Below are 20,827 nucleotides of genomic sequence, written 5' to 3' on the forward strand. Positions count from 1 at the left end.
GTTATTCGCTCTCATAGTCATTTTTTAAAGTGGCTATGGGCATGCTTTGCTTTAGGTATACTTTTTTGTGACGCTTTATAGGCGTGTTTGCTAATCCATTTGGTTATCTTTTTCATTAAAGCAGGCGGAAAATCGTGACCCATACCGGGCACGACTCTTAATTTGCTGCGCTTTATTAACAGTGCGGTGTTGATACCCGCAGACAGTGGCATAACAGGATCTGCACTGCCATGGATCACTAAAGTAGGGGCTTTAATTTTCTTTAAAAGTTGCTCCCGATACGGCGTTGCGGCAATGGCCGCAAGCTGACGTTTAAACCCCTTTTGGTTATTGTCAGCGCGTGTAATATAGCGTTCGGCGTTGGCATACAAAATGTGTTCATCTTGCGGGTAAGCAGGGCTGCCAATGAGTTGATTTAGCCGAACATTATATTCAATAGCGGCTTGTTTATTGCTGCTGCGAGGTCTTATTTTGGCAAGCTTTACTAGTAGGTTGATATTGGAACTTGAAAACGACAAAGGCGAGCTGCTCGACATAATAGAGGTTAAGCTCAGCACGCGTTTTTTATATTTTGCCGCAGCTATTTGTGCAATCATACCACCCATAGAAGCCCCCACTAAATGGGCTTTTTTTATGCCTAAAGCGTTCATGAATTGTTTTACATCGCGAGCCATGTCATCTAACGAGTAAGGTAAATTAGCGCGAATAGGAAAGCGTCGACTTAGCCAATGTTTTAGCAAGCTCGGGTTACCAAACTCATCTAGTTTTGATGACAACCCCGCATCACGATTATCAAAACGGATGACCCTAAAACCTTTTTCAACGAGTCCATAATAAAGACTGTCTGGCCACACCGTGTATTGCGCCCCTAAACCAATGATCAAGATAATAACAGGCGCATGTTTATTGCCTTCATCTTGATAACTAATAGATATGCCGCTGGCTGTAAGGATATGTTCCATAGACTGACAAATAAGCTTACGCAGGTATCATTAGCTTAGTGTGTGAAGTTGGCAGTTTAGTGACAGTGATAAGAATAGAGTCAGTAAGAGAAATAGACAGCACATGACTGCATGCTGTCTATTTTCAGAGAGTTAAAACTTAGAAGTAAGCGGTAACGCCAATCCAGAAGTTACGACCTTTATCTTTCACGTTGTAGTCGTCTGTGAATGTTACTTCACTAACTACACCGCGACCTGTTAGGTACTCATATTCACCATCACCATTTAAGTCGGTATAGCTTGTGCTATAAGACGTGAAGTCTTCGTCTAATAGGTTGTTTACACGGGCATTAATTTGCACGTACTCATTTACATAGAACTGCGCACCTAAGTTAAGTAGATTGTAGTTTTTATAGTAAAGAGCTTTGTCGTGTACGTTATCCCAACCGCGGTAACGATCTGAACGATATACACCTTGAAGGTACAGGTTCATAAAGTCAGTGGCTTCCCAGTTTAGGGTAAGGTTTGCCATGTGCTCAGCTGAGTTAGTTAATGGCTGACCTTCTTCTGGACCGCTTTTTTGCTCGCTATCAGTCCACGTATAGTTACCGTTAATCGATACCGTTTTAGTGATAGTATATTGGCCTGCAATTTCAACACCTTGTAGGTCTACTTCATCGATATTGATTTTTTGGCTGTAGCTATCGTAGCCAAGTTGATCGTACTGACCTAAGTTTACACAAGGGCGAACATTGTTCGTTTGCTCACAGCTTAAAATAGTATCGCCGCGGGCTATTTTGTCTTCAAACTTGGTGTTGTAGTAAGTCACATTGATATTGTGATCGCCGTCTAAAGAGTTCCAGTAAAGTGCGATTTCTGAGTTCACACTGGTTTCTGGCTCTAGATCTGGGTTACCCGCAAATGGGCTTGTACCTTGGCCACCAAACCCGGTGATACCGTCGTAAAGATCGGTTGTTTGTGGTGTTTTATAACCTGTACTCACACCCCCTTTTAACGTCCAAGTATCTGATAAGTTGTACACACCGTAAACGCGAGGTGATACTTGGCTGCCAAATACATCATGGTCATCGTAACGAGCACCTAATGTGAAGGTAAAGTTGTCTGTTGCCATCCAGTTATCTTCGGCAAATACCGAGTACATGTTTTGCTCTTGTACTTGACCTGCTTGGTCACTTTCAAGGCCAAATACGCCGTCTTTTAACTCGCCGTCGATAAGTTGGCCACCCATCGCTAGGTTATGGCTACCAAAGCTACCTGTGATAGGAATATCAAAACGTAAGTCATAGGTGTATTGACTGCTTTCCAGTGGACGGGCAGGGCGTGGTAAGAAGGTTTCTTCTGCTAAGTCTTTACGTGCCTGCTCATCTAACCCTTCGTATTCGCCAGTACCATCGTACATAGCTTGCAGCTCTAAACGCTCGCTTACACTAAGTGGTAAAGTACGGCCGTTATTTTGTGTATCAACATAAGAAACAGAGGCCTTAACGGTCGCCCATTCAAGCTCGCCATCGTAACTGAGTGACCACCATTCACGATCAAACTCTTGATCAGCTGCATAACCAGCGCGCGGGTTAACTTGACCACGGCGGTCTTGCCAAATTGATTCAATATTGTCTTTTGTACCAAGTGGGTAAGTAATCGTGCCCGATTCAATGTCGTAGCTAGGCGTGTTGTCATACACTTGGCTTGAGTTATCATAATCAAAACGTAGATGATGAGACTCAAACGGGGTATAAGTTAAAGTAAAACCATACTGCTCGTTTGTGTTATCGACTGTACGACCACCACTACCAAAGCCAAGTGAGCGAACATGTACAACACCATTCGGATCCGTTGCTGGTTCGAATGTTGGCGATGATGCTTGTTGTTCATATACACTGCCGCGCACACCTAAGCTTAATACGTCTTTGATAAGCGGACCCATCACACTAAAGTCAGTGGTAATGTCATCACCAAAATCATCGTTTTGCTGTAATGAACGGCTAAATGAAACAGCACCGCTCCAGCTATCAGTGTGCTTTTTAGTGATGATATTAATTACACCGCCAAGTGCATCAGCACCATAAAGCGTTGATGCAGGCCCGCGAATAACTTCAACACGTTCAATGGCATCGACCGGTGGTACGTGGTTAAACGCGTTGCCACCAAAATTGTTTGGGTAAATATCACCATGGTTATTTTGGCGTTTACCATCAATCAATAACAGGGTGTACTCGCCTGTTAAACCACGCATACTCACACTGCCTTGGCCCGTTTTATCTCGTGTCGTGCCAATGTCGATACCTTCTAAGTACTGCACAGCATCTAGCACTGATGTAAATGCATGAGATTTTATATCTTCGTTAGTGATGATAGAGATACTTGCGGGCGCTTCAGTTACTTTCTGTTCGAAGCCCGTTGCAGTGATGACTAAGTGTTCCATATCTTGCTTAGGCTTAGCATCGTCAGCAAACGCTGAAAACTGAGCTGCAATAGCCAGTGTTAATAAGCTTGGTTTGATTGATTTCATTGTAGGTTCCAGTTCTTTTTATAAGTTATCCATTTGTTGGACGTGCGTATGGTACAGAAATGGCGAATACAATCAATAATAATTTTTATTTAGATTGGTGTTTTTTAGAGTAGTTATGATTTAAATTAAAGCTTGTTAATAATACTTAATTCGTTTGTATGAGCTTAAAATCAAATGAAATGATTACAGATAATGGCGGTGTCTAGCCTATATTTATACGCCATACTCGAAAAGCTGCCGAGGCCCAATTTTGCAAAGCCATTAGCAAAGTAAATTTATAACGTGAAATTGCACAACAGCTGCTACCTTTATAAGTCACACATTTAACGTTGAGGTGTAACATGGCTGTTTCTGCAATTCCTAAAGGTTTCCATGCGGTAACCCCGTATCTGGTTATAGACGGTGCCACTAAGGCGATAGAGTTTTACAAACAAGCATTTGATGCCGAACTTATAATGCAAATGCCTTTACCAGATGGCGGAGTCGCTCACGGCGAAATAAAAATTGCTGATTCTCATATCATGCTATCTGATAACTGCCCTGATATAGAATTTAAGTCTCCACAGCAATTAGGGGGCTCTCCAGTGAGTCTTATGCTGTATGTTGAAGATGTTGATGCGGTATTCGCAAAAGCCTTGTCGCTAGGCGCAAAAGAGCTGCGCCCTGTGCACGACCAATTCTATGGCGACAGATCAGGGACGTTAGAAGACCCGTTCGGTCATATTTGGACTATAGGCACACACAAAGAAGATCTTACTGAGCAAGAGCTTATGCAACGCATGAGTGAGTTGATGAGTAAAGAGCAAGATGCTTAAACTTTCTGGCAGATAAAACTAAATAGCTCATTTACGCGTATCATTATTAAAATAATGTGAGCGAAACCATGAAAGAGCGTGTTTTATACTGGCTACAAAATGATTTACGGCTGATTGATAATGTCATCTTGTCTGACTTAGCGGCGTTTCAAGGCGAACTTGATTTAGTGTTTGTTGTCGAGCCGCGTTGGTTCAAGCAGAGTAATTATCAATTAAAACCCTATGGCGAGCAAAAGTATCGGTTTTTACTTGAGAGTCTGCATGCTTTTGCGGATGCACTGGAAACAATAGGGCAAACCTTACATGTTATTACTGGTGAGCCAGAAACCATTATTAGTCAGCGGTTAAAACAATACGCTATCAGCAAATTAGTTTGTACAGAGCAAGTCGGTTACTACGAGCAAAAGCAGCTAAGTAAAATCAGCGAGTTATGCCCAGATGTTACCGTAAAAACCTATCAGCAAGATACCTTATTTACAGAACGAGACTTACCATTTCAGCTTCATAATTTGCCTAAAAACTTTACCGCCTTTCGCAAAAAAGTAGAGTCTGAGCCAACATTCGTTGCGGCTCCGCTTGAGGCAGTATCTCAACTGCCACATCCTGTACAGCTATGTCCAGAAGATGTGATCCCTGAAAGTTCAGCTCAATCGGGGCGTTTTGATGGTGGTTTAGTTGCAGCCCAGCAGCATTGCAATGACTACTTCTCATCTAAAGCACCCAGTAGTTATAAAGAAACACGTAACGAGTTAGACGGCTTTAGTAATAGTACAAAATTCAGTGTTTGGCTTGCCAGCGGTACAATAAGTGTTAAGCAACTTTACCACGAGGTTGCCAAATACGAACAAGAAAATGGTGCTAATGAGTCAACCTATTGGATTAAGTTTGAGCTACTTTGGCGTGAGTATTTTAAATGGTATGCGAAGTTGTTTGGTGCAAAGCTGTTTCGTTTTAAAGGGCAAAAAAAGTCACCTCCCTTACATACATTTAACAGTCACCGATTTTTAGCTTGGTGCCAAGGCAGGACGCCATTTCCACTAGTGAATGCAATCATGAACGAACTCAATGCAACAGGCTATATTTCTAATCGTGCACGGCAAATTGCAGCTAGTTGCTTAGTTAATGAGTTTGCAGTGGACTGGCGGTATGGGGCTGCCTATTTTGAGCAACAGCTTATTGATTACGATGTAGCTGCGAATTGGGGGAATTGGCAATATATTGCAGGTGTGGGTGTTGACCCTCGGGGCGGTCGCCATTTCCACATAAATAAGCAAACAGCCTTATATGACCCGACGGGACGTTACATTCGTAAATGGGACGGAGAAAGGCAAACTACACCGACTATTGATAATACCGATGTGGTTGATTGGCCTATTTAACCCTTGATTTGCGCTAAATCAAACATTCAATCTTCATTTTTAGAGTTTTTAACCTTTGTTATCTAAAATAATAAATAAGGCTTGCTTTTTCGTGCTAGCCAGATAACAAGGCATGCTATGACATTCAGTGATGATTATGAAAAAATAAAGTTACTTACGGCGGTTTTTTCGACCACGAGTCGGGGTATTTTAATTACCACTCCCGCGCCTAAAATTGTTGATGTAAACCCTGCATTTGAGCGTATAACGGGTTATAAAAAAGAAGATGTTATTGGTAAAAGCCCCGCAATTCTTTCAGCAAAACAACAACCCGCAGAGTTTTATGCAGCTATGTGGAAAGAGTTGCTATTGTCAGGCCGTTGGCAAGGAGAAGTATGGAACAAGCGTAAATCGGGCGAGGTGTTTCCTGAAATGTTGTCGATTGATGCACTATACGATGAAGCGGGCTGTGTTAGTCATTATATTGGTGCGTTTGATGATATTTCTTCGGTCGTCGAAAAACGTCAGTTTTTGACAGAACTTGTAAATCAAGATCCACTGACAAAATTGTTGAACCGGCGAGGCTTAGATATTCAGTTACATGCTTTTATGCAAGATAAGCAAGGCACACAGCACTTTGCAATTATCTATATTGATTTGGATAATTTTAAACTGATTAATGATACGTATGGTCACGAACAAGGCGACAATTTACTAATTACAATTAGTGAGCAGCTATTACTTCAGCTGCGAGAACAGGATATTTTAGCCCGTATTGGCGGAGATGAGTTTGTGGTTTTACTGCCATCACTCTCATCTTTGAAGCCATGTAATGAAGTCGCTATGCGCTGCACAGAGGCCGTTAAACGCGCAGCTAAAAAATATCACACGTCTTACCCTGTGAGTGTAAGTTATGGTATTTCGCTATATCCAATTAATGGTAATAGTATTAAAACTTTGCTTCAGCATGCAGATACGATGATGTATAAAATGAAACAGCAACATAAAGTATAATATGTTTAGAATAGCACAAGGAAGAAAGGCCTTTCACAACAAGGCCTTTGGGTAACATTACAAAAGCAAATCAGCGATTGTGTAGTTGTTGGTTGATTTCATCAAAAATGCTTGCATCATCGATGGTTGAGGGAATTTGCAACTCTTCACCATCGACCAATTGGCGCAAGTTCTTTCTAAGTATTTTACCTGAGCGGGTTTTCGGTAGGCGTTCAACGTGCAAAATATTCTTTAAACAAGCAATCGCTCCTATTTGATGCCTAACCGAATGAATAAGCGCTTGCTCCACCTCTTTACTGTCGCCAAGGTAGTCATCTTTTAGCACAATCATTGCCATTGGCAGTTGGCCTTTTAATGTATCGTTAACGCCAAAAACGGCACACTCAGCTACAGCAGGGTGAGCTGCAACAATCTCTTCCATTTCGCCGGTGGATAAGCGATGTCCTGCCACGTTAATAACATCGTCTGTGCGTCCCATAATGAATAAGTAACCGTCATCATCAATGTAGCCGCCATCACCAGATAAGTAAAAGCCTGGGTACTCACTTAAATAACCCGCTTTAAAGCGCTCATTATTTTGCCAAATAGTGGGTAAGCAACCTGGCGGCAAAGGCAGTTTCACTACCACAGCTCCGTTTTCGTTTGGTGCACAACGCTCGCCATTCATATCTAAAATTTGTACATCAAAGCCTGGGGTAGGCACCGTCGAGCTCCCAGGCTTTGTAGTAAGCTGTTCTATACCAATAGGGTTGCAAGCAATAGCCCAGCCCGTTTCAGTTTGCCACCAGTGATCAAGTACTGGTAATCCGGTGTGTTCTTGAAGCCATTCGTAGGTGGGTGGATCTAGCCGTTCACCCGCTAGAAATAAACGCTTCAATGACGACGTGTCGTACTTTTTAAAGCCTTCTGCGTTAGGATCTTCTTTTTTTATTGCTCTAAATGCTGTTGGGGCACTAAAAAGTGCTGTGACATTATATTCGGCAACAACTCGCCAAAAGGCACTGGCGTCAGGTGTTCTAATGGGTTTACCTTCGTACAACACGGTTGTACAGCGATAAATTAATGGGGCATAGACTATATATGAATGACCGACTACCCAGCCGATATCTGATGCAGCCCAAAAAACCTCACCAGGCTTCATGCCATACACAGTTTCCATGCTGTAATGCATAGCTACCGCATGACCGCCATTTTCTCTAACAACGCCTTTGGGTGTACCTGTTGTGCCAGAGGTATAAAGAATATAAAGGGGATCGTCCCCATTCACTGCAACAGGCTGCGCTTGTGGTGCATTTTCACTTGCCGATTGCCAATCAATATCACGGCCATCTTGCATTGTCGCAATAGCTTGTTCACGTTGAAACACAATGCAGTGTTCGACTGGGTGTTTTGCATTGTCTAATGCTTCATCGAGCAGAGGTTTGTATTCAATAACGTGATTAATTTCAACGCCGCAAGAGGCAGTCAGCACCAGCTTTGGCTTCGCGTCGTCAATACGTACAGCAAGTTCATGTGGAGCAAAGCCGCCAAACACCACGGAATGTATTGCACCAAGGCGTGCACACGCTAGCATACCAATCACTGCCTGTGGGATCATGGGCATATAAATAACGACTCGATCGCCTTTTGTCACACCAAGGGATTGCATGAGCCCCGCAAATTGAGCCACTTGAGTTTGTAGCTCGCCATAACTGTATTGTTGTTTAGTGTTGGTAACTGGGGAGTCGTAAATAAGCGCAGTTTGCTCAGCAAATCCTGCCTCGACGTGCTGGTCTAGGGCTAAGTAGCAGGTATTCAACTTGCCATCGGCAAACCAGTGATAAAAATCGTTTTTGTCATATTGATACGGTTCAGTGGGTGCATTAAACCATGGGATCCGTTTACTTTGCTCAAGCCAAAACTGACCTGGGTCGCGCTGAAATTGTGTATAGTGTTGTTTATATTCGCCCGCCATGATGAGGCTCCTATATTTTTAGTGAGAGATGTTTACAACATGTTAAAAATATAGGGCGCTTTTTGATTAAATAATATGCGACCTTGGTCGGCAGTCATTTAGTGTCGGGTATTAAACACTACTCTTCCGCTGAGGCTTTGCTGCGCGGTGCGCCAAGTAAAATTCCAATGTGACAAATACATACGGACAAAAATGCACTTAACCCTAATGCGCCGCCATAGCCATTTAATAGCGGCACTAAATACTCAAATAATATTGAAAAAAGCAATGCCGAGATAGCGAGTGTAAAAATTCCAAAGCGTTTTGGGGCACTCATACCAATAAACGTACCGCCAAAAAAGGCAACGCTGTACAGCTCAACATCTGGCGTAATAAAGTACAGTACACAATATGCAATAATTGATAATGATGCAGACGCTCTAATACCGTCAAAGCGATTATGATGAGCTAACAAGTAGGTTGCAAATGCTGCCAGCACAACAAGTGATATGATGACTGAGTTCATGCAACAACCCCTTTAGCTAACATGTAAAGTGCAACACTGGCAAACGCGATACTGCCTAATCGCCCACCAAAGCCAGCAAATAGGTTCATGGTTAAAATGTATAAGCATGCACCTAAAAATGAAATAAGCCCAAGCTCCCAATAATTCGCAATTAAGCTTGAAGAGCACATACCCGCGAAACTACCCGCATAAATAGCTGAGTAAGGGTGTGACTTAAAATACCTTGGAAAAGGAATAAAGGTACCTAGTAAACCAGTCCCCGCCGCTGCAACAACAATCGGTACGTTAAACTTGTCGTGCAATATAAAGCTTAAAAAGCAGCCACAAAAGAAACAAATATACTTAACTAAAAAAAAACTAAAATGAGAGGACAGGGTATGAATATAAAGTTTAGAGGAATGTCGAAAGTGCGGCTTGAGCGGTTTCATACTTACTTTTAGGTAGTTATAAAGGAGCTAATTTTCACATTTTCTACTCATAAAGTACAATGCGAAAAAGCGCAGTCGATTGGCAGCGTTCAACTTGCGCTTAGTCGTAATTATTTTTAAGCAGGCGCGAGAGCAACGCGCCTGCTCTTAAGAAATTACTTCTGATACTGCTTGAACCACGCAAGTGTGTATTCAATTTTTGAGATCATACGTGAAGGGCGACCTGCAATCCCGTGAGGTGAACCAGGTACACGAATAAGCACGGTATCTACTTTTTGCAGTTTTAGTGCTTGATAGAATTGCTCTGATTCTGAAATAGGTGTGCGGCGGTCTTCTTCACCTGTCATGATAAGTGATGGCGTGGTCACGTTACCCACTAATGAAAGCGGTGAACGTTTCCAATAGTGCTCAACATTGTCCCAAGGCATACCCGGAAATTGGTTGCGAATTTGGCCAATATAGCTGTCGGCAGTCAGGGTTTTACTTAACCAGTTGATCACCGGTTTAGTAATCGCCGCAGCATTAAAGCGGTTTGTTAAACCAACTGCATAAGCCGTTGCAATACCACCCGCTGAACCACCAGCAATAAACAGGTTATTTTTATCAATAAAGCCCTTTTCAATCATCGCATCAACCGCTGAGTTATGATCGGCAAAGTCTTCCTCTGAGCTGTATTTACCATCAAGTAATAGCGCAAAGTCTTTACCATAACTTGTTGAGCCACGGTAGTTTACATACACAACTACGTAACCTTCTGCGGCATAGCGTTGTAACTCAGCAGTAAAACTTGGGCCATACGCAAGGTGTGGGCCGCCGTGAATTTCAACCATTAGTGGGTATTGTTTGTTTTCATCAAAATCAGGAGGGGTGATATACCAACCTTGGATTGCTTGGCCATCGAACTGAGACTTAACATTCAACTCGTGTACTTTACCGAGCTTTTTATGGCCTAATACATCTTCATTTAATGACGTAAGAGTTTTGCTTTTACCTTTGTAAAGGTAACCTAGATCAGCAGGGCGGTATTCACTGCCTGTTGTAAAAGCAACGGCCCCATTATTTGCCATGCTAAAACTACCACTAATATATGGGCGGCCAATTGATGTACCCGAGAGCGTGTCTGTTAAGTCAGTGACTTTGCCGCGAGTAGAAACCTTAGCCAATTTACGCTTACCAAAGTCATCATACTGAATGACAAAATCGCCATCTCCAGACCACTTATAGTCTGCAACTGAGCGGTCTAGCTCTTTGGTAATATGATTAACAGACTTATCGTCTAAATCAAGCATTGAAAGGGTTGAGTTAATGTAAGGCACAGGGGCATTGTCGCGAGCGATAAATGCAAGCTCGTCGCCATCTTCACTATAATGAGGATTGGTTTCTCGCCCTGGTTGGTCGGTTAGCTGAGTTAGTTCAGCTGTTTTGATATTAATTTCGTAAAGATCAGACTCGGTGGTGCGGTATTCCCATTCACTATTTCGATCTGCAGAAAACGCGAGTTTTGTATTATCAGGGCTCCATGCGAGTGGACCTCGATGTTGATAGTCGCCAGAGGTTAATTGACGAGGTGTGCCGCCCGATACAGGGATAACAAATACATGACGGTAGGCAGGCTCAAGCATACCTGCACCATCCGCTTGATAACGTGCTTTCTCGATTACTTTTACAGGTTTTGACCAGTCTGCGCCTTTTGGTTTTTTAGGGAGTTTGACCGATTTAGCAAAGGCTGTTTTGCCTTCAGGGATGTTCATCGTAAAGGCGATTTGCTCTGAGTCATGAGACCAAGTTAAATTGCCAACTGATTTTGGAAGCTGAGTTAAGAGAGCTTGTTTGTCTTGCGCTAACCAATAAACATGTAATTGATTAGAACCACTTACATTGCTGGTAAAAGCAATTTTTTTGCTATCCGGTGACCAAGTCGGTTGGCTGTAACTGTGTTCATCAGCGAAAAGAGGAGTGTGCTGACCTGATTTTAGATCGTATAGCCAAAAGCTACGTTTATTACCATCTTTCATGATGTCGTAGCCGCTGCGTACGTAGACAATTTTTTTCCCGTCAGGACTAATTTGTGGGTCGCCAGCGTACTCTAATTGAAAGATATCCTCAGAAACAAACTTGTCGTTTGCATAAACATGGGCCGTATTCGCAGCACATAGCAAGCTGACCCCGATTATCATTGTTTTTTTAAATTGCATGGTATGGTCTTTTTTATTTGGAAAATTTCATCCTAGAAGTAGACCTTTATTCACGCAAGCTCAATGAGATAAAGTAGCATTAAGCAAAGGTGAAAAATCCATCCCAGCGCGCATCTAAACGTTGCTTTGCTGTTTTTAAATCAACCGCTTGATATAAACCGTGAGTTTCTTCAACAAGGTTGAGCTTGACGAGTTTGCTAAGTGCATCGTCAATTTCAAAGTCGAGTTGGCATTGCTGAGTGCTGTAAAACCATGCTTCAATGCGCTGATCTAATTGGACTGAGCTAATTGCTTCATCTGCTTTGAGTAAAAACGTATAAGCGAGCAGGGCTTCTTTTACATCTTCCTCTTCGGCTGCATCTACTAAGGTATGAAAAACGCCCGCATTGTTATCGAGATTTTTAAAATATAAGTTATCTGCCAAGGCTTTCATAAAGCGAATTTTACGGTTTTTAAACTTGCTCCATTCCTTAAAAATAAAGCTGCCAAATACACCCATACCAATGGCAAAAGTAATAAAGTGCTGTTGGCTCATGTGCACTTCTTCGCTGCGCCAGCCTCCCCAAAAAGCAATCATGGCAATTAACAGTAAAATAGATGCACCTAATTTAGTAACCAATACCACAGTTCCGCCTACCAAAGCTGAAGAGCCAATAATAAGTTTATCGATAGGGCGCATTTTCACTTCGCTATTTGGAAATAGCATTTCTAAGTCAGCTTTTGGAACATTCTGAAATAGCTTAACAATGGTTGAGCTAGGCTCAAAACCCATAGGCTTTTTGCCTTTCTCTAAAAAATATTGTTCATCTTTAAAGCGAATGAATATGGCAACACGATCGTAATTAGTAAATTTAACTTGCTTTTTTCTTAAGCCCCACCAAGTACGTAGCGTTTCTGTTTTTTGAGATTCTCCACGGCGATAGAACACCACTTCGGCAAAGTCAGCAAACTCCACAGCTAAACGTACTTTAAAAAGCGATTCTTCATTAAGTGCTTCTTGTAAGTCTTGGTTGGTGATGGTTTCATAATTTGCTGCGTTAAGCACTGTGGCAAACTGTTGCGCGAATTTAGCTTGGTGTGCTTTACGTGTTTTATCGTCAATCGGGTTTAACAAACGTGTGTCTGCATTGGGATCAAACGGGGCATAGTTATTTTTTAATGACTCTAATAAGTCATGGTATTGGTAATGAATAACACTTTGCAAAATAGTCGAAAATTCAGCGAATGACTGATGATCCTCTTCATTTAGGTAGGCTTGGCACAGGGTGATGATGTCGTATTTACGAAAAGGAATAAAGCGAGCGTTCGTCATTACTAAATAGCGTGTTATTAAATATGCTTGGCATCATAAAAAAATAATCACGTAAATGCGATATTTTAAACAGAATAAGGCTTAACTTGGGCTGTTGGAGTCTGAAAGCTAGGTATGTGCTGTGAGTTACAATAACTATAGACTATCTATAATTATGTTAAAAAAAATGCTTAAAATTGTTTTTACAGGTGTTTTTCACTTAATGACGTTTGCGGTAAAGTGGTGAACTAACCGCAAACCAGAGTAAAGCGAAAAATGTCCTGATGATAAACATTTAAGCTCTACTTATTTCGCTTCACAACAGACGGGATTGCCCAAAAAAGTAAACAAATTAAAATAAAAAGTGAAATTGCTAAGTATATATTTTCAAAAGATACCCAACATAGGAATGCAATTATAGCCGCAATATAAAATACAAATTGCTCTACAAATGCGTAAAACACTTTTAATGTATTTTGAAAAAAAACCTTCATTTACAAAGCCCCTTTAGATCAATGTTTTCAGGACGAAGACAAAACTCTGATACAGACACTGGTGCGGGGGAAAGAGCTGTTAACGCATTCATTTTGACTAGCTTTTTAACTCATCGTAGGGTGGGGATAGTAGTTCTTCTAAAGGGATATTGACGTTTCCTTCTGCTTCTGCTTTTTTGTATAGTTTAACCAATTGACATAGTTGCCTTTCATACATAAAAATACATTCTTGATAATCATCAAGATCGACAGTTTCTGATTGCGATAAAAATTCATAGTATTTGATAGCATCTTGTAATGCTTGAATGCACACAGACATCATTCGGTGATCAGGAGTTTGCATGTTTTCTAACCTGTATTCTAATTCCGGCATCTCTCGCTAATTCATCTAGCGCGTCTAAAAACTCTGTTACTGGCATATCGTAATTTGGGGAAATTGAATAATGCCATACAGGTCCATTATCCTTTGTCTTTTTTCTGGGGATAACATGGTCTTTTGTGATGATAAGCCTATTTCTGATAGGGGTTCCTGCGGGGATTATAAAATACTCCCATTTTTTGTAGCCAAACATACCATCAGTATTTACAACTGAAGTACCTTTACCTTCCTCAGATTTGACATACTGTTTTCCATTAACCTCTGAGTTGTAAACCTCAACATCAGGCTCTCGAATCTTACCATTTTGAAGTCTTTTTCGAGCAAGGTCTGGATACAGTGGGTTTGTCTTGATGTTAACCTCATCAATATGTAATCCGCGCCAGAGTGTAAGGTCATGATCCGAGCGGTATATTTTCTCAAGATCACCACGCTCAATTATAATGTTTTCCATTGTTCTCATATAGATCTTCCTGTATCCATGAAGCTTAAAAGTGCCAACTCCCGCTAGAGCAAAATTCGATTGGATGGATGACAAAAACTAGCACTTACTTTATTTACCCGCTTAAACAAATTAGCAGCATTGTTTATCAATAACAATGAGATTATGTTCGTTAGAAACCGAGCATTCAAGACAACTGTGCCACAAGTAATATCCTACAAGCGCTAAGCAGATCCCTTTAAGCTCATTGGTTCTACTTTAGGTAATTTAAATCATCCTGAAGGATTGCTTTTAGATTAATTACTCCATTCCAAATACTGTTTTTATCTGAAGATTATTGCAATTTTCTGTACTTATTTTTGCTCTTTGTTACTGTTTTACTCACTTGCCGTCATGGTGGTTGTGCTTGATGAAAAAAACAATGATACCAGTAGAGGGCGGTGTTAATTCACCACCGGCTTCAAAACGATTAAAACAATGCTTTATTAGCCTATTCATTATTACTCTGTTGGGTATTGTTGTTGGTTATTTGTCGATTTACCATCACCTCGAAGCAGACATTTACATAAATGGTGTACTCTCTGATGTTATCAACTTACTAATTCTGATTTTTATCTTTTCGTTTGTGCAAACCTCGGCAGTTGTCAAAGTCAGTTATCTATTTCTCAGTAGTGGTATATTTCTATGGAGTATCGGCTTAACGTTTGATTTTTTAGATGAGTTTGTTTATCAGCCTAAGTGGATAGGCATTTACGTTGAAGACATGTTTAGAACAATCGGTATGCTTATTACGGGAGCAGGGCTTTTTTTGGCGCTATCAGATCTCTCTAAAGCATATAAAAAGTTAGCTGACGAACTCAAAACAGATGTACTAACCAAGGCTTATAACCGCCGCTATTTCTATCATTTCATGCAGCAAAACCAAATAAAAAAGCATAGTCTGGCAATAGTGGACATTGACCACTTTAAAGCAATCAACGATCAATATGGGCATGACGTGGGCGATCAAGTGTTAATTGATTTTGTTGATAGATGCCAGCAGAAGCTAGACCCTGCGATTTTATTTGCCCGTATCGGAGGTGAGGAGTTTGCCCTTTTTATACCTACAGATGATGTGTTACAGCTAAAGCAAATATGTGAACAATTAGTGTGCTTAGCAAATAATGTAATGGTTACGTCTAATAAAGTATTAAGCGTGAGTGTAGGCTCCGCGACAAAGCGTCATGCAGAGACTTTTGGCTGTACGATGAAGCGTGCCGACCAAGCGTTGTATAAGGCTAAAAATGCAGGGCGAGGACGCTATAGCCACTCTTTGTAAGGGACGGTTAAGGATTTTTGCTGTACGCTAAAACGAACACGACTCTTAAGGATAGATGATGGCAATAGGAAAAAAGCTTAAGCAAAAAACACGGCAGTTTGTTGATTCTAAACATATGCTTAAATCGATTACGGTGGCATCCTTTTTAGAGTCAACCATAGTGCCCATCCCGTTAGAAGCGGTGCTTGTTCCTTTAATGCAAGCGCGCCGTGAAAAACTCTGGCTTATTGCGCTAATGGCGACTGTTGGTTGTATTATTGGTGCAGTATTTGGCTATGCCTTGGGTTATTATTTGTTTGATATTGTTGGCGATTGGGTCATAAATACCTTTTCGAATCCAGAGCAGTTCGAACAAGTGAAGCAAAAAATGCAGTCACAAGGTTTTTGGTTTGTTTTAACGTTAGGTATTGTGCCCATTCCGTTTCAGATTGCGATGCTCGCTGCTGGCGCCACGAAATACTCCATTGTATTGTTTTTATTAGCGACGGTTATTGCCCGCTCAATACGGTATTTTGCTTTAGCTGTCGTAGTATATTATGCGGGTAATCAAGCTGAACGTATTATTCAAAAGCATAAAACCAAAGCGTTGGTAGGTATCTCTATTCTGGTCTTGTTGCTTTGGTGGTTAAGTACACTGATTTAATCCCTACCGCTTGATTTGCTGTAAATTATAGAAATAAAAAAGGTGCTGAGTTACCTCAGCACCTTCCTAAGTTCTGCAACTTCATTATTTAAGTGCTTTTTTTACTTCACGCCAGTCAATAATTTTAAAGTTTTGCGGCGCTTGTGGCATTCGGTTATACCCATCTTGCACTATGAGTACACCTTCAGGGTAACCAGGTAAAGAGGCAGATGTAACGGTTAAGCCATCAGTTTCTGATACACCGTCAATGGCTTGTGCAAGGTTATTGCTTATTGCAAATTTACCTGAAAATTCAAGGCTTGGTGTATTGCCATCAATTATTTTATAAAGCACATATGTATAGTCGCCTTGGCTAGAAACCACTAAATAACGTGCATCTTTAGCGTGGTAAATTTCCATTCCTTCGATATCATCCACCAGCATATCGTTCACAGTTTGTAGCATGACAGGTTTATTTCCTGCTGTTGGCTCAGCACCAATAAACCAAATACCTTCGTCTTCTTCGCCTAAAAATAACTGTGCGGTTTTATCATCAGCACTACAACCCTCAGGTTGGCTTGGAACACTAAATTCACGTACTAGTTGTGCTGATACACCCTCATTATTACCAGTTAGTTTATATTGTTGAAAAAGCCCCGATTTATCATTCATAAACACATAGTTGCCTGTGTTTGATGAATACATACACATACCGTAGATTTCAGTGAGTGAGGTAGGCAGTTCAGCAAGGTGTTGCACCCGATTGTTGGTATCGACGGTATACACACTAATGCTGTTATAAGTACGATTACTGCCTGCTATCCACGTATTTGTAGAGTTATCAATACTTGAATGTTGGCGTACATCTACATTATTTAATCGGCCTGTTTCCAATGCTTGTAGTTCTTTGCCTGCAAGGTCGTATACCATCAAGCCACGACGTTTATCGGTGCCTAAGATCAGACTTTTTTCTGCATTATTAGGGTTAACCCAAATTGCAGGATCATCGGCGGCATCACCAAAAGCACGCACTGCATCGGTTTGTGCCTGTGCATGAATATAACTAATAGCCGTTGTTTTAGCCTTATTTTGCTGCTCAGGCAGGGCGTCGATTTGCCCTTTAAGGTAATGACCAGATTCATCATCGTAAAGCACGATATCGGCTTGATTGCTGTTAAAGCGTATTGCAGCAGATTCGATTGCAAATTCATCTGCAAATTGCCAACTGTTAAAGCGCTTTGTTTTGCTCTCAAGACGGTGCAATTGGTTATTTTCTGAGGTCGTGAACCATAAGCTACCGTCACTTGTTGTTGTTAAACCGCCGACCTCTGGGGCTAAAGTGCCAAATGGTGCCATCATAGCAAGGGGTTTTTTATCGGCACGAGATTCGGCATCAGCGTTAATTTGCCAAATACCTACTTCGCCTTCACTTACATAAAGGGTTTTACTGTTATCATCAACTGCACAGCCTGATGTTTCACTAACCCCTGCAAATTCGCGCAATTCAATATTTAATGAGCGCTTATTTTCAATATCAAACACTAAGGTTTCGCGAATAAGTCCGCGAGCATCTGCTACAAACGCCGACACAGCTTGAGTCGTTGGGTTTGCAAATAAGCACACTGCCTCTGGTTTTGCTTTTGGTGGTGTAATACGGCTAATTTCAGTTAACTGCCATTTCGGTGTTTTTTGTAAGCTAAAAATAACCGCTTGGTCGGCTTCGTTATCAATACTTGCAACGAGGTAGTTATTATTATTGATTGATTTAACAGATAAGGCTTCAAAATTCCCTTTTTTAAGAATATGCGTAGCGCCTTTCGCATCTATCAGTTGTAAGCCTTGGCTTTGTGAACTTAATAGCCAAGCGTCATCAGCAAGGGCTGCTGCTTGTGAGCCTTGCATATTTTCGGTTGCGCCAAAGGCAGTTAATTGGTTTTTACTTGGTGCCTCGGTTGCTGTTGTTTGGCTACAGGCTGCGAGGGTGCTTAGTAATATTGCACTGGCAACAAGGTTTAGTGGTTTTGTAAAATTCATGGGATCCCCAACTATAAAATAAGGCAGCAGTGAGCTGCCTTAATCACTCTTTGTGTATTAAAACGCGTAGCGCAGCATTAACTGAATGACTGGGCCTGCTTCTTCAGATTCCAGTTCGTATTCGTCAAAGTCGCGGTTGATTTGATCATCAACAGTGTCGAACTTGTTAAAGCTCTCGTCTTTGCTTGCATCTAGTAGGTTTGAACCCACTAAACGAAGCGTGACGTCTTGCCAGCGTTTTTCTACGAATACTTCAAGGTCTGCACCGTAGTGTGTAGTCACTTCTTCACCCACAATACGGCCATAAGCATCTCCTTGTTTACGGTAAGTTGCACCGAATGAAGCGCCTAAATCAGGTAGATCTTGAATAAAACCAACGTTAAAAACATAGTCAGATTGGTCGTTAAATTTACGGCTACCAAAGGCGTCATCTACTTCTGAATCAAGCCATGAGTAGTTAAAAAACACCCCTGTGTTTGGCATGCTAAGGGCCGAAAGAGGCGTTGATAAGTCAAGTTCAACCCCTTTCACAGTACCATCACCTGTGTTACGTGGTTGCAATATATAGGTGCCTTCGCCTTCTGAACCTTCTACGCCAGTATTAGCAATTTCAATCAGGTCAGAAACATCACGGTAGAATACATTGATACCTACTACGCCGCTTTTGCCTAAGCGATACTCATAACCAAGGTCCATACCCCACGATGATTCTGGCTGAAGGTCTGGGTTACCTAAAAAGTCGTTATCACCTAATTCTTTTTCAAGTAGAGCTGGGGTGATGTAATCAAAATCTGGGCGGCGCAGGCTGCGTGCAACTGAGGCACTTACACGGCCGTTTTCAGAAACGTTGTAGCGTAAATGGGCTGACGGTAAGAAAAAGTCGTAGTCATTGTCTGCTGTTACACCTTCAGTTTTATCGGTAATGTTTGAGTCGGTTGACTCATAACGCACACCCATTTCCCACGAGAAATCTTGATCTTCGTGTTTTACCAGTGCAAACACATCTAGGCGGTCTTCTTCAAGTGTATTTACACCGCCAGCGGCTGCTTCAAACTCGTTGTTAAAGCCTGCCAGCGACAGTGGGGTTTTGCTGAACTGATCCCAGCTTGCAAAGTTTTGTTCGCTTTCCCCTTCGGCTTGATAAACCGCCGTATCACGTTCTTTACCTTGTAAAAACGCACCAAATTGAATGGTTTTATTTTCACCCGCAAATAGGCTGTGTTGCCATTGCAATGACCACTCTTTATCGTCGATATCAACGGTTTCTTCCTCTTCTTCGAATACCATAGGAAGTTCAGAGGTATCAATTTCTACTTCTTGTTCGTACACAGACTCTTCAAAGCGTGCAAACCCTAATTTGAATTTACTGGTGCCACCAAAAAGTGGTAGCTCATAGCCTGAGTTAATGTTGTAGTTGGTTTGATCAATGTAAGATACATTGGCATTGTCGGTTTCAAGATTCCCCCCTTCAACAATCGAATTGCTGGTGGCGGTTGGGTCGTCGTATTCAAATGAACGTTCATCTTCTGTTCGGTCTGTATCAACCCAAATAGCGCTTATATCGAATTTACTGCCATTATCAAAGGCGATTTCGTAGCTGGCATTGAGTGAGGTATCGTCACCGTCGCGGGTGTCGGTTTGATCTTCGCGGTTATCAAACTCTTCCGTTTGATAATTGGCGTTATTTTCAGGGCTGTCGCCATAGCGTCGGCTTGATTTTTGTTTTGGGTTATAACGGCCTTGTAAGTTTGCGCCAAGTAATAAGCGACCACCTGCAAATTCAGTACCGTAAACGCCTGCAAAGCTTTCTTTTAATTCGCCATCATCATAACGTAGGCCACCCGCACGCAAATAACCACCATCTAAACTGTAGCCATCACGAAGAACGATGTTTAGTGTACCTGCAATGGCATCGGCTGAGCGGTTTGCACTTGATGCACGAATAATTTCTACACGCTCAATGAGCTCTGCAGGAATGCGGTCAACAAAAAATGAGCGGTCTGCACCTGCGCCTGGCACTTCTTCGCCATTAATAAGCACCTTAGTATAAGCAGGGCTCAAGCCTCGCATACGTGCTCCATCTGATTCTAAAACGTCAGACAAAAACGTCACACTTGGTACACGCTTCAATGCGTCACCTGCGGTAAGTGGCTCAAAACGCTGGAAGTATTCTTGCGAATACTCAAGTGTGGGGGCAAGTTCTTGTGAACGGTTGCGATAACCAATTTCACCATACACAACAAGCTCTTCTGAGACTTTTACTTTTTTTTCATCTGCCGTTTGTGCATCTTGTGCATAGGCACCGAATTGGCATAAGGCGAGAGCGCTGACTAACGCCTTCGTTTTAAATTGTTTCATGGGGTTGCTCCTGATTGTCCTTGGTTTGGAGAGCAAACTACCCAGCTTAAATGACGCAAATGTGACAAAAAACCGCTAACAACCAGTAAAAACAAGCAATTGGAGGTGTTTTAAAAGCATTTTGAGCTGCAATCACCCTACTAAATTAAAGT

The 20,827-nt window shown here is 41.7% G+C and carries 16 protein-coding genes; 5 read left to right on the plus strand and 11 right to left on the minus strand.

What is annotated here, in order from left to right:
- Nucleotides 1-17: 17 nt before the first annotated feature.
- Both L3Q70_RS05020 and L3Q70_RS05025 read right to left on the minus strand, forming a co-directional pair.
- Nucleotides 18-962 (minus strand): alpha/beta hydrolase, encoded by a 945-nt coding sequence (locus tag L3Q70_RS05020; RefSeq protein ID WP_237114993.1) that lies wholly within the window; start codon nt 960-962, stop codon nt 18-20.
- 139 nt (nt 963-1,101) lie between these two features.
- The gene (locus L3Q70_RS05025) at nt 1,102-3,471 is read right to left on the minus strand and encodes a TonB-dependent receptor (protein ID WP_237114994.1); all 2,370 of its coding nucleotides are present in this window, start codon (nt 3,469-3,471) and stop codon (nt 1,102-1,104) included.
- A 341-nt stretch (nt 3,472-3,812) separates the two neighbouring features.
- Between L3Q70_RS05025 and L3Q70_RS05030 the strand changes: the two genes are divergently transcribed.
- The 3 genes from L3Q70_RS05030 (at nt 3,813) to L3Q70_RS05040 (ending at nt 6,658) form a co-directional block, all read left to right on the plus strand.
- Nucleotides 3,813-4,286 carry a VOC family protein gene (locus L3Q70_RS05030; protein WP_062570431.1) on the plus strand — a complete coding sequence of 158 codons (474 nt, stop codon included), beginning with the start codon at nt 3,813-3,815 and terminating at the stop codon, nt 4,284-4,286.
- A gap of 68 nt (nt 4,287-4,354) precedes the next feature.
- A complete protein-coding gene (locus tag L3Q70_RS05035; protein WP_193988518.1) occupies nt 4,355-5,665 on the plus strand; it encodes a DASH family cryptochrome in 1,311 nt (436 codons plus the stop codon).
- A 117-nt stretch (nt 5,666-5,782) separates the two neighbouring features.
- Entirely contained in the window at nt 5,783-6,658 is an 876-nt protein-coding gene (locus L3Q70_RS05040; protein ID WP_062570433.1) for a diguanylate cyclase, read from the plus strand.
- A 70-nt stretch (nt 6,659-6,728) separates the two neighbouring features.
- Here L3Q70_RS05040 and L3Q70_RS05045 read toward each other — a convergent pair whose 3' ends face one another.
- The 7 genes from L3Q70_RS05045 to L3Q70_RS05075 form a co-directional block, all read right to left on the minus strand.
- Complete coding sequence (locus tag L3Q70_RS05045; protein WP_062570434.1) at nt 6,729-8,612, minus strand: propionyl-CoA synthetase; 1,884 nt, start codon at nt 8,610-8,612, stop codon at nt 6,729-6,731.
- Between the two features lie 118 nt (nt 8,613-8,730).
- Nucleotides 8,731-9,117, minus strand: coding sequence for a hypothetical protein (locus L3Q70_RS05050; RefSeq protein WP_237114995.1), 387 nt, complete (start codon nt 9,115-9,117; stop codon nt 8,731-8,733).
- Nucleotides 9,114-9,419, minus strand: coding sequence for a hypothetical protein (locus L3Q70_RS05055; RefSeq protein ID WP_062570436.1), 306 nt, complete (start codon nt 9,417-9,419; stop codon nt 9,114-9,116). The genes L3Q70_RS05050 and L3Q70_RS05055 overlap by 4 nt, the downstream gene beginning before the upstream one ends.
- 281 nt (nt 9,420-9,700) lie before the next feature.
- The gene (locus L3Q70_RS05060; RefSeq protein ID WP_237114996.1) at nt 9,701-11,740 is read right to left on the minus strand and encodes a S9 family peptidase; all 2,040 of its coding nucleotides are present in this window, start codon (nt 11,738-11,740) and stop codon (nt 9,701-9,703) included.
- Between the two features lie 79 nt (nt 11,741-11,819).
- Nucleotides 11,820-13,052, minus strand: a complete 1,233-nt coding sequence (locus L3Q70_RS05065) for a TMEM143 family protein (protein WP_237114997.1) — start codon at nt 13,050-13,052, stop codon at nt 11,820-11,822.
- 570 nt (nt 13,053-13,622) lie between these two features.
- A complete protein-coding gene (locus L3Q70_RS05070; protein WP_193988522.1) occupies nt 13,623-13,868 on the minus strand; it encodes a hypothetical protein in 246 nt (81 codons plus the stop codon).
- The gene (locus L3Q70_RS05075) at nt 13,855-14,364 is read right to left on the minus strand and encodes a hypothetical protein (RefSeq protein ID WP_193988523.1); all 510 of its coding nucleotides are present in this window, start codon (nt 14,362-14,364) and stop codon (nt 13,855-13,857) included. The genes L3Q70_RS05070 and L3Q70_RS05075 overlap by 14 nt, the downstream gene beginning before the upstream one ends.
- Before the next feature lie 388 nt (nt 14,365-14,752).
- Between L3Q70_RS05075 and L3Q70_RS05080 the strand changes: the two genes are divergently transcribed.
- Together L3Q70_RS05080 and L3Q70_RS05085 are read left to right on the plus strand one after the other, a co-directional pair.
- The gene (locus L3Q70_RS05080) at nt 14,753-15,661 is read left to right on the plus strand and encodes a GGDEF domain-containing protein (protein WP_062570441.1); all 909 of its coding nucleotides are present in this window, start codon (nt 14,753-14,755) and stop codon (nt 15,659-15,661) included.
- Nucleotides 15,662-15,719: 58 nt separating this feature from the next.
- On the plus strand, nt 15,720-16,304 hold the full coding sequence (locus L3Q70_RS05085; RefSeq protein ID WP_062570442.1) for a VTT domain-containing protein: 585 nt from the start codon (nt 15,720-15,722) through the stop codon (nt 16,302-16,304).
- Between the two features lie 84 nt (nt 16,305-16,388).
- Here the strand turns inward: L3Q70_RS05085 and L3Q70_RS05090 are convergent, their stop codons facing one another.
- Entirely contained in the window at nt 16,389-18,317 is a 1,929-nt protein-coding gene (locus tag L3Q70_RS05090; RefSeq protein ID WP_237114998.1) for a phytase, read from the minus strand.
- Nucleotides 18,318-18,374: 57 nt separating this feature from the next.
- A complete protein-coding gene (locus L3Q70_RS05095) occupies nt 18,375-20,675 on the minus strand; it encodes a TonB-dependent receptor (protein ID WP_237114999.1) in 2,301 nt (766 codons plus the stop codon).
- Nucleotides 20,676-20,827: the final 152 nt, after the last annotated feature.

The organism is Pseudoalteromonas sp. CF6-2, from assembly GCF_021729425.1.
Taxonomy (GTDB): Bacteria; Pseudomonadota; Gammaproteobacteria; order Enterobacterales; family Alteromonadaceae; genus Pseudoalteromonas; species Pseudoalteromonas arabiensis.

Coding starts and splice junctions, on each gene's coding strand:
- L3Q70_RS05020 (WP_237114993.1), bottom strand. CDS start 962: ATGGAACATATCCTTACAGCCAGCGGCATATCTATTAGTTATCAAGAT.
- L3Q70_RS05025 (WP_237114994.1), bottom strand. CDS start 3,471: ATGAAATCAATCAAACCAAGCTTATTAACACTGGCTATTGCAGCTCAG.
- L3Q70_RS05030 (WP_062570431.1), top strand. CDS start 3,813: ATGGCTGTTTCTGCAATTCCTAAAGGTTTCCATGCGGTAACCCCGTAT.
- L3Q70_RS05035 (WP_193988518.1), top strand. CDS start 4,355: ATGAAAGAGCGTGTTTTATACTGGCTACAAAATGATTTACGGCTGATT.
- L3Q70_RS05040 (WP_062570433.1), top strand. CDS start 5,783: ATGACATTCAGTGATGATTATGAAAAAATAAAGTTACTTACGGCGGTT.
- L3Q70_RS05045 (WP_062570434.1), bottom strand. CDS start 8,612: ATGGCGGGCGAATATAAACAACACTATACACAATTTCAGCGCGACCCA.
- L3Q70_RS05050 (WP_237114995.1), bottom strand. CDS start 9,117: ATGAACTCAGTCATCATATCACTTGTTGTGCTGGCAGCATTTGCAACC.
- L3Q70_RS05060 (WP_237114996.1), bottom strand. CDS start 11,740: ATGCAATTTAAAAAAACAATGATAATCGGGGTCAGCTTGCTATGTGCT.
- L3Q70_RS05065 (WP_237114997.1), bottom strand. CDS start 13,052: ATGACGAACGCTCGCTTTATTCCTTTTCGTAAATACGACATCATCACC.
- L3Q70_RS05070 (WP_193988522.1), bottom strand. CDS start 13,868: ATGCAAACTCCTGATCACCGAATGATGTCTGTGTGCATTCAAGCATTA.
- L3Q70_RS05075 (WP_193988523.1), bottom strand. CDS start 14,364: ATGAGAACAATGGAAAACATTATAATTGAGCGTGGTGATCTTGAGAAA.
- L3Q70_RS05080 (WP_062570441.1), top strand. CDS start 14,753: ATGAAAAAAACAATGATACCAGTAGAGGGCGGTGTTAATTCACCACCG.
- L3Q70_RS05085 (WP_062570442.1), top strand. CDS start 15,720: ATGGCAATAGGAAAAAAGCTTAAGCAAAAAACACGGCAGTTTGTTGAT.
- L3Q70_RS05090 (WP_237114998.1), bottom strand. CDS start 18,317: ATGAATTTTACAAAACCACTAAACCTTGTTGCCAGTGCAATATTACTA.
- L3Q70_RS05095 (WP_237114999.1), bottom strand. CDS start 20,675: ATGAAACAATTTAAAACGAAGGCGTTAGTCAGCGCTCTCGCCTTATGC.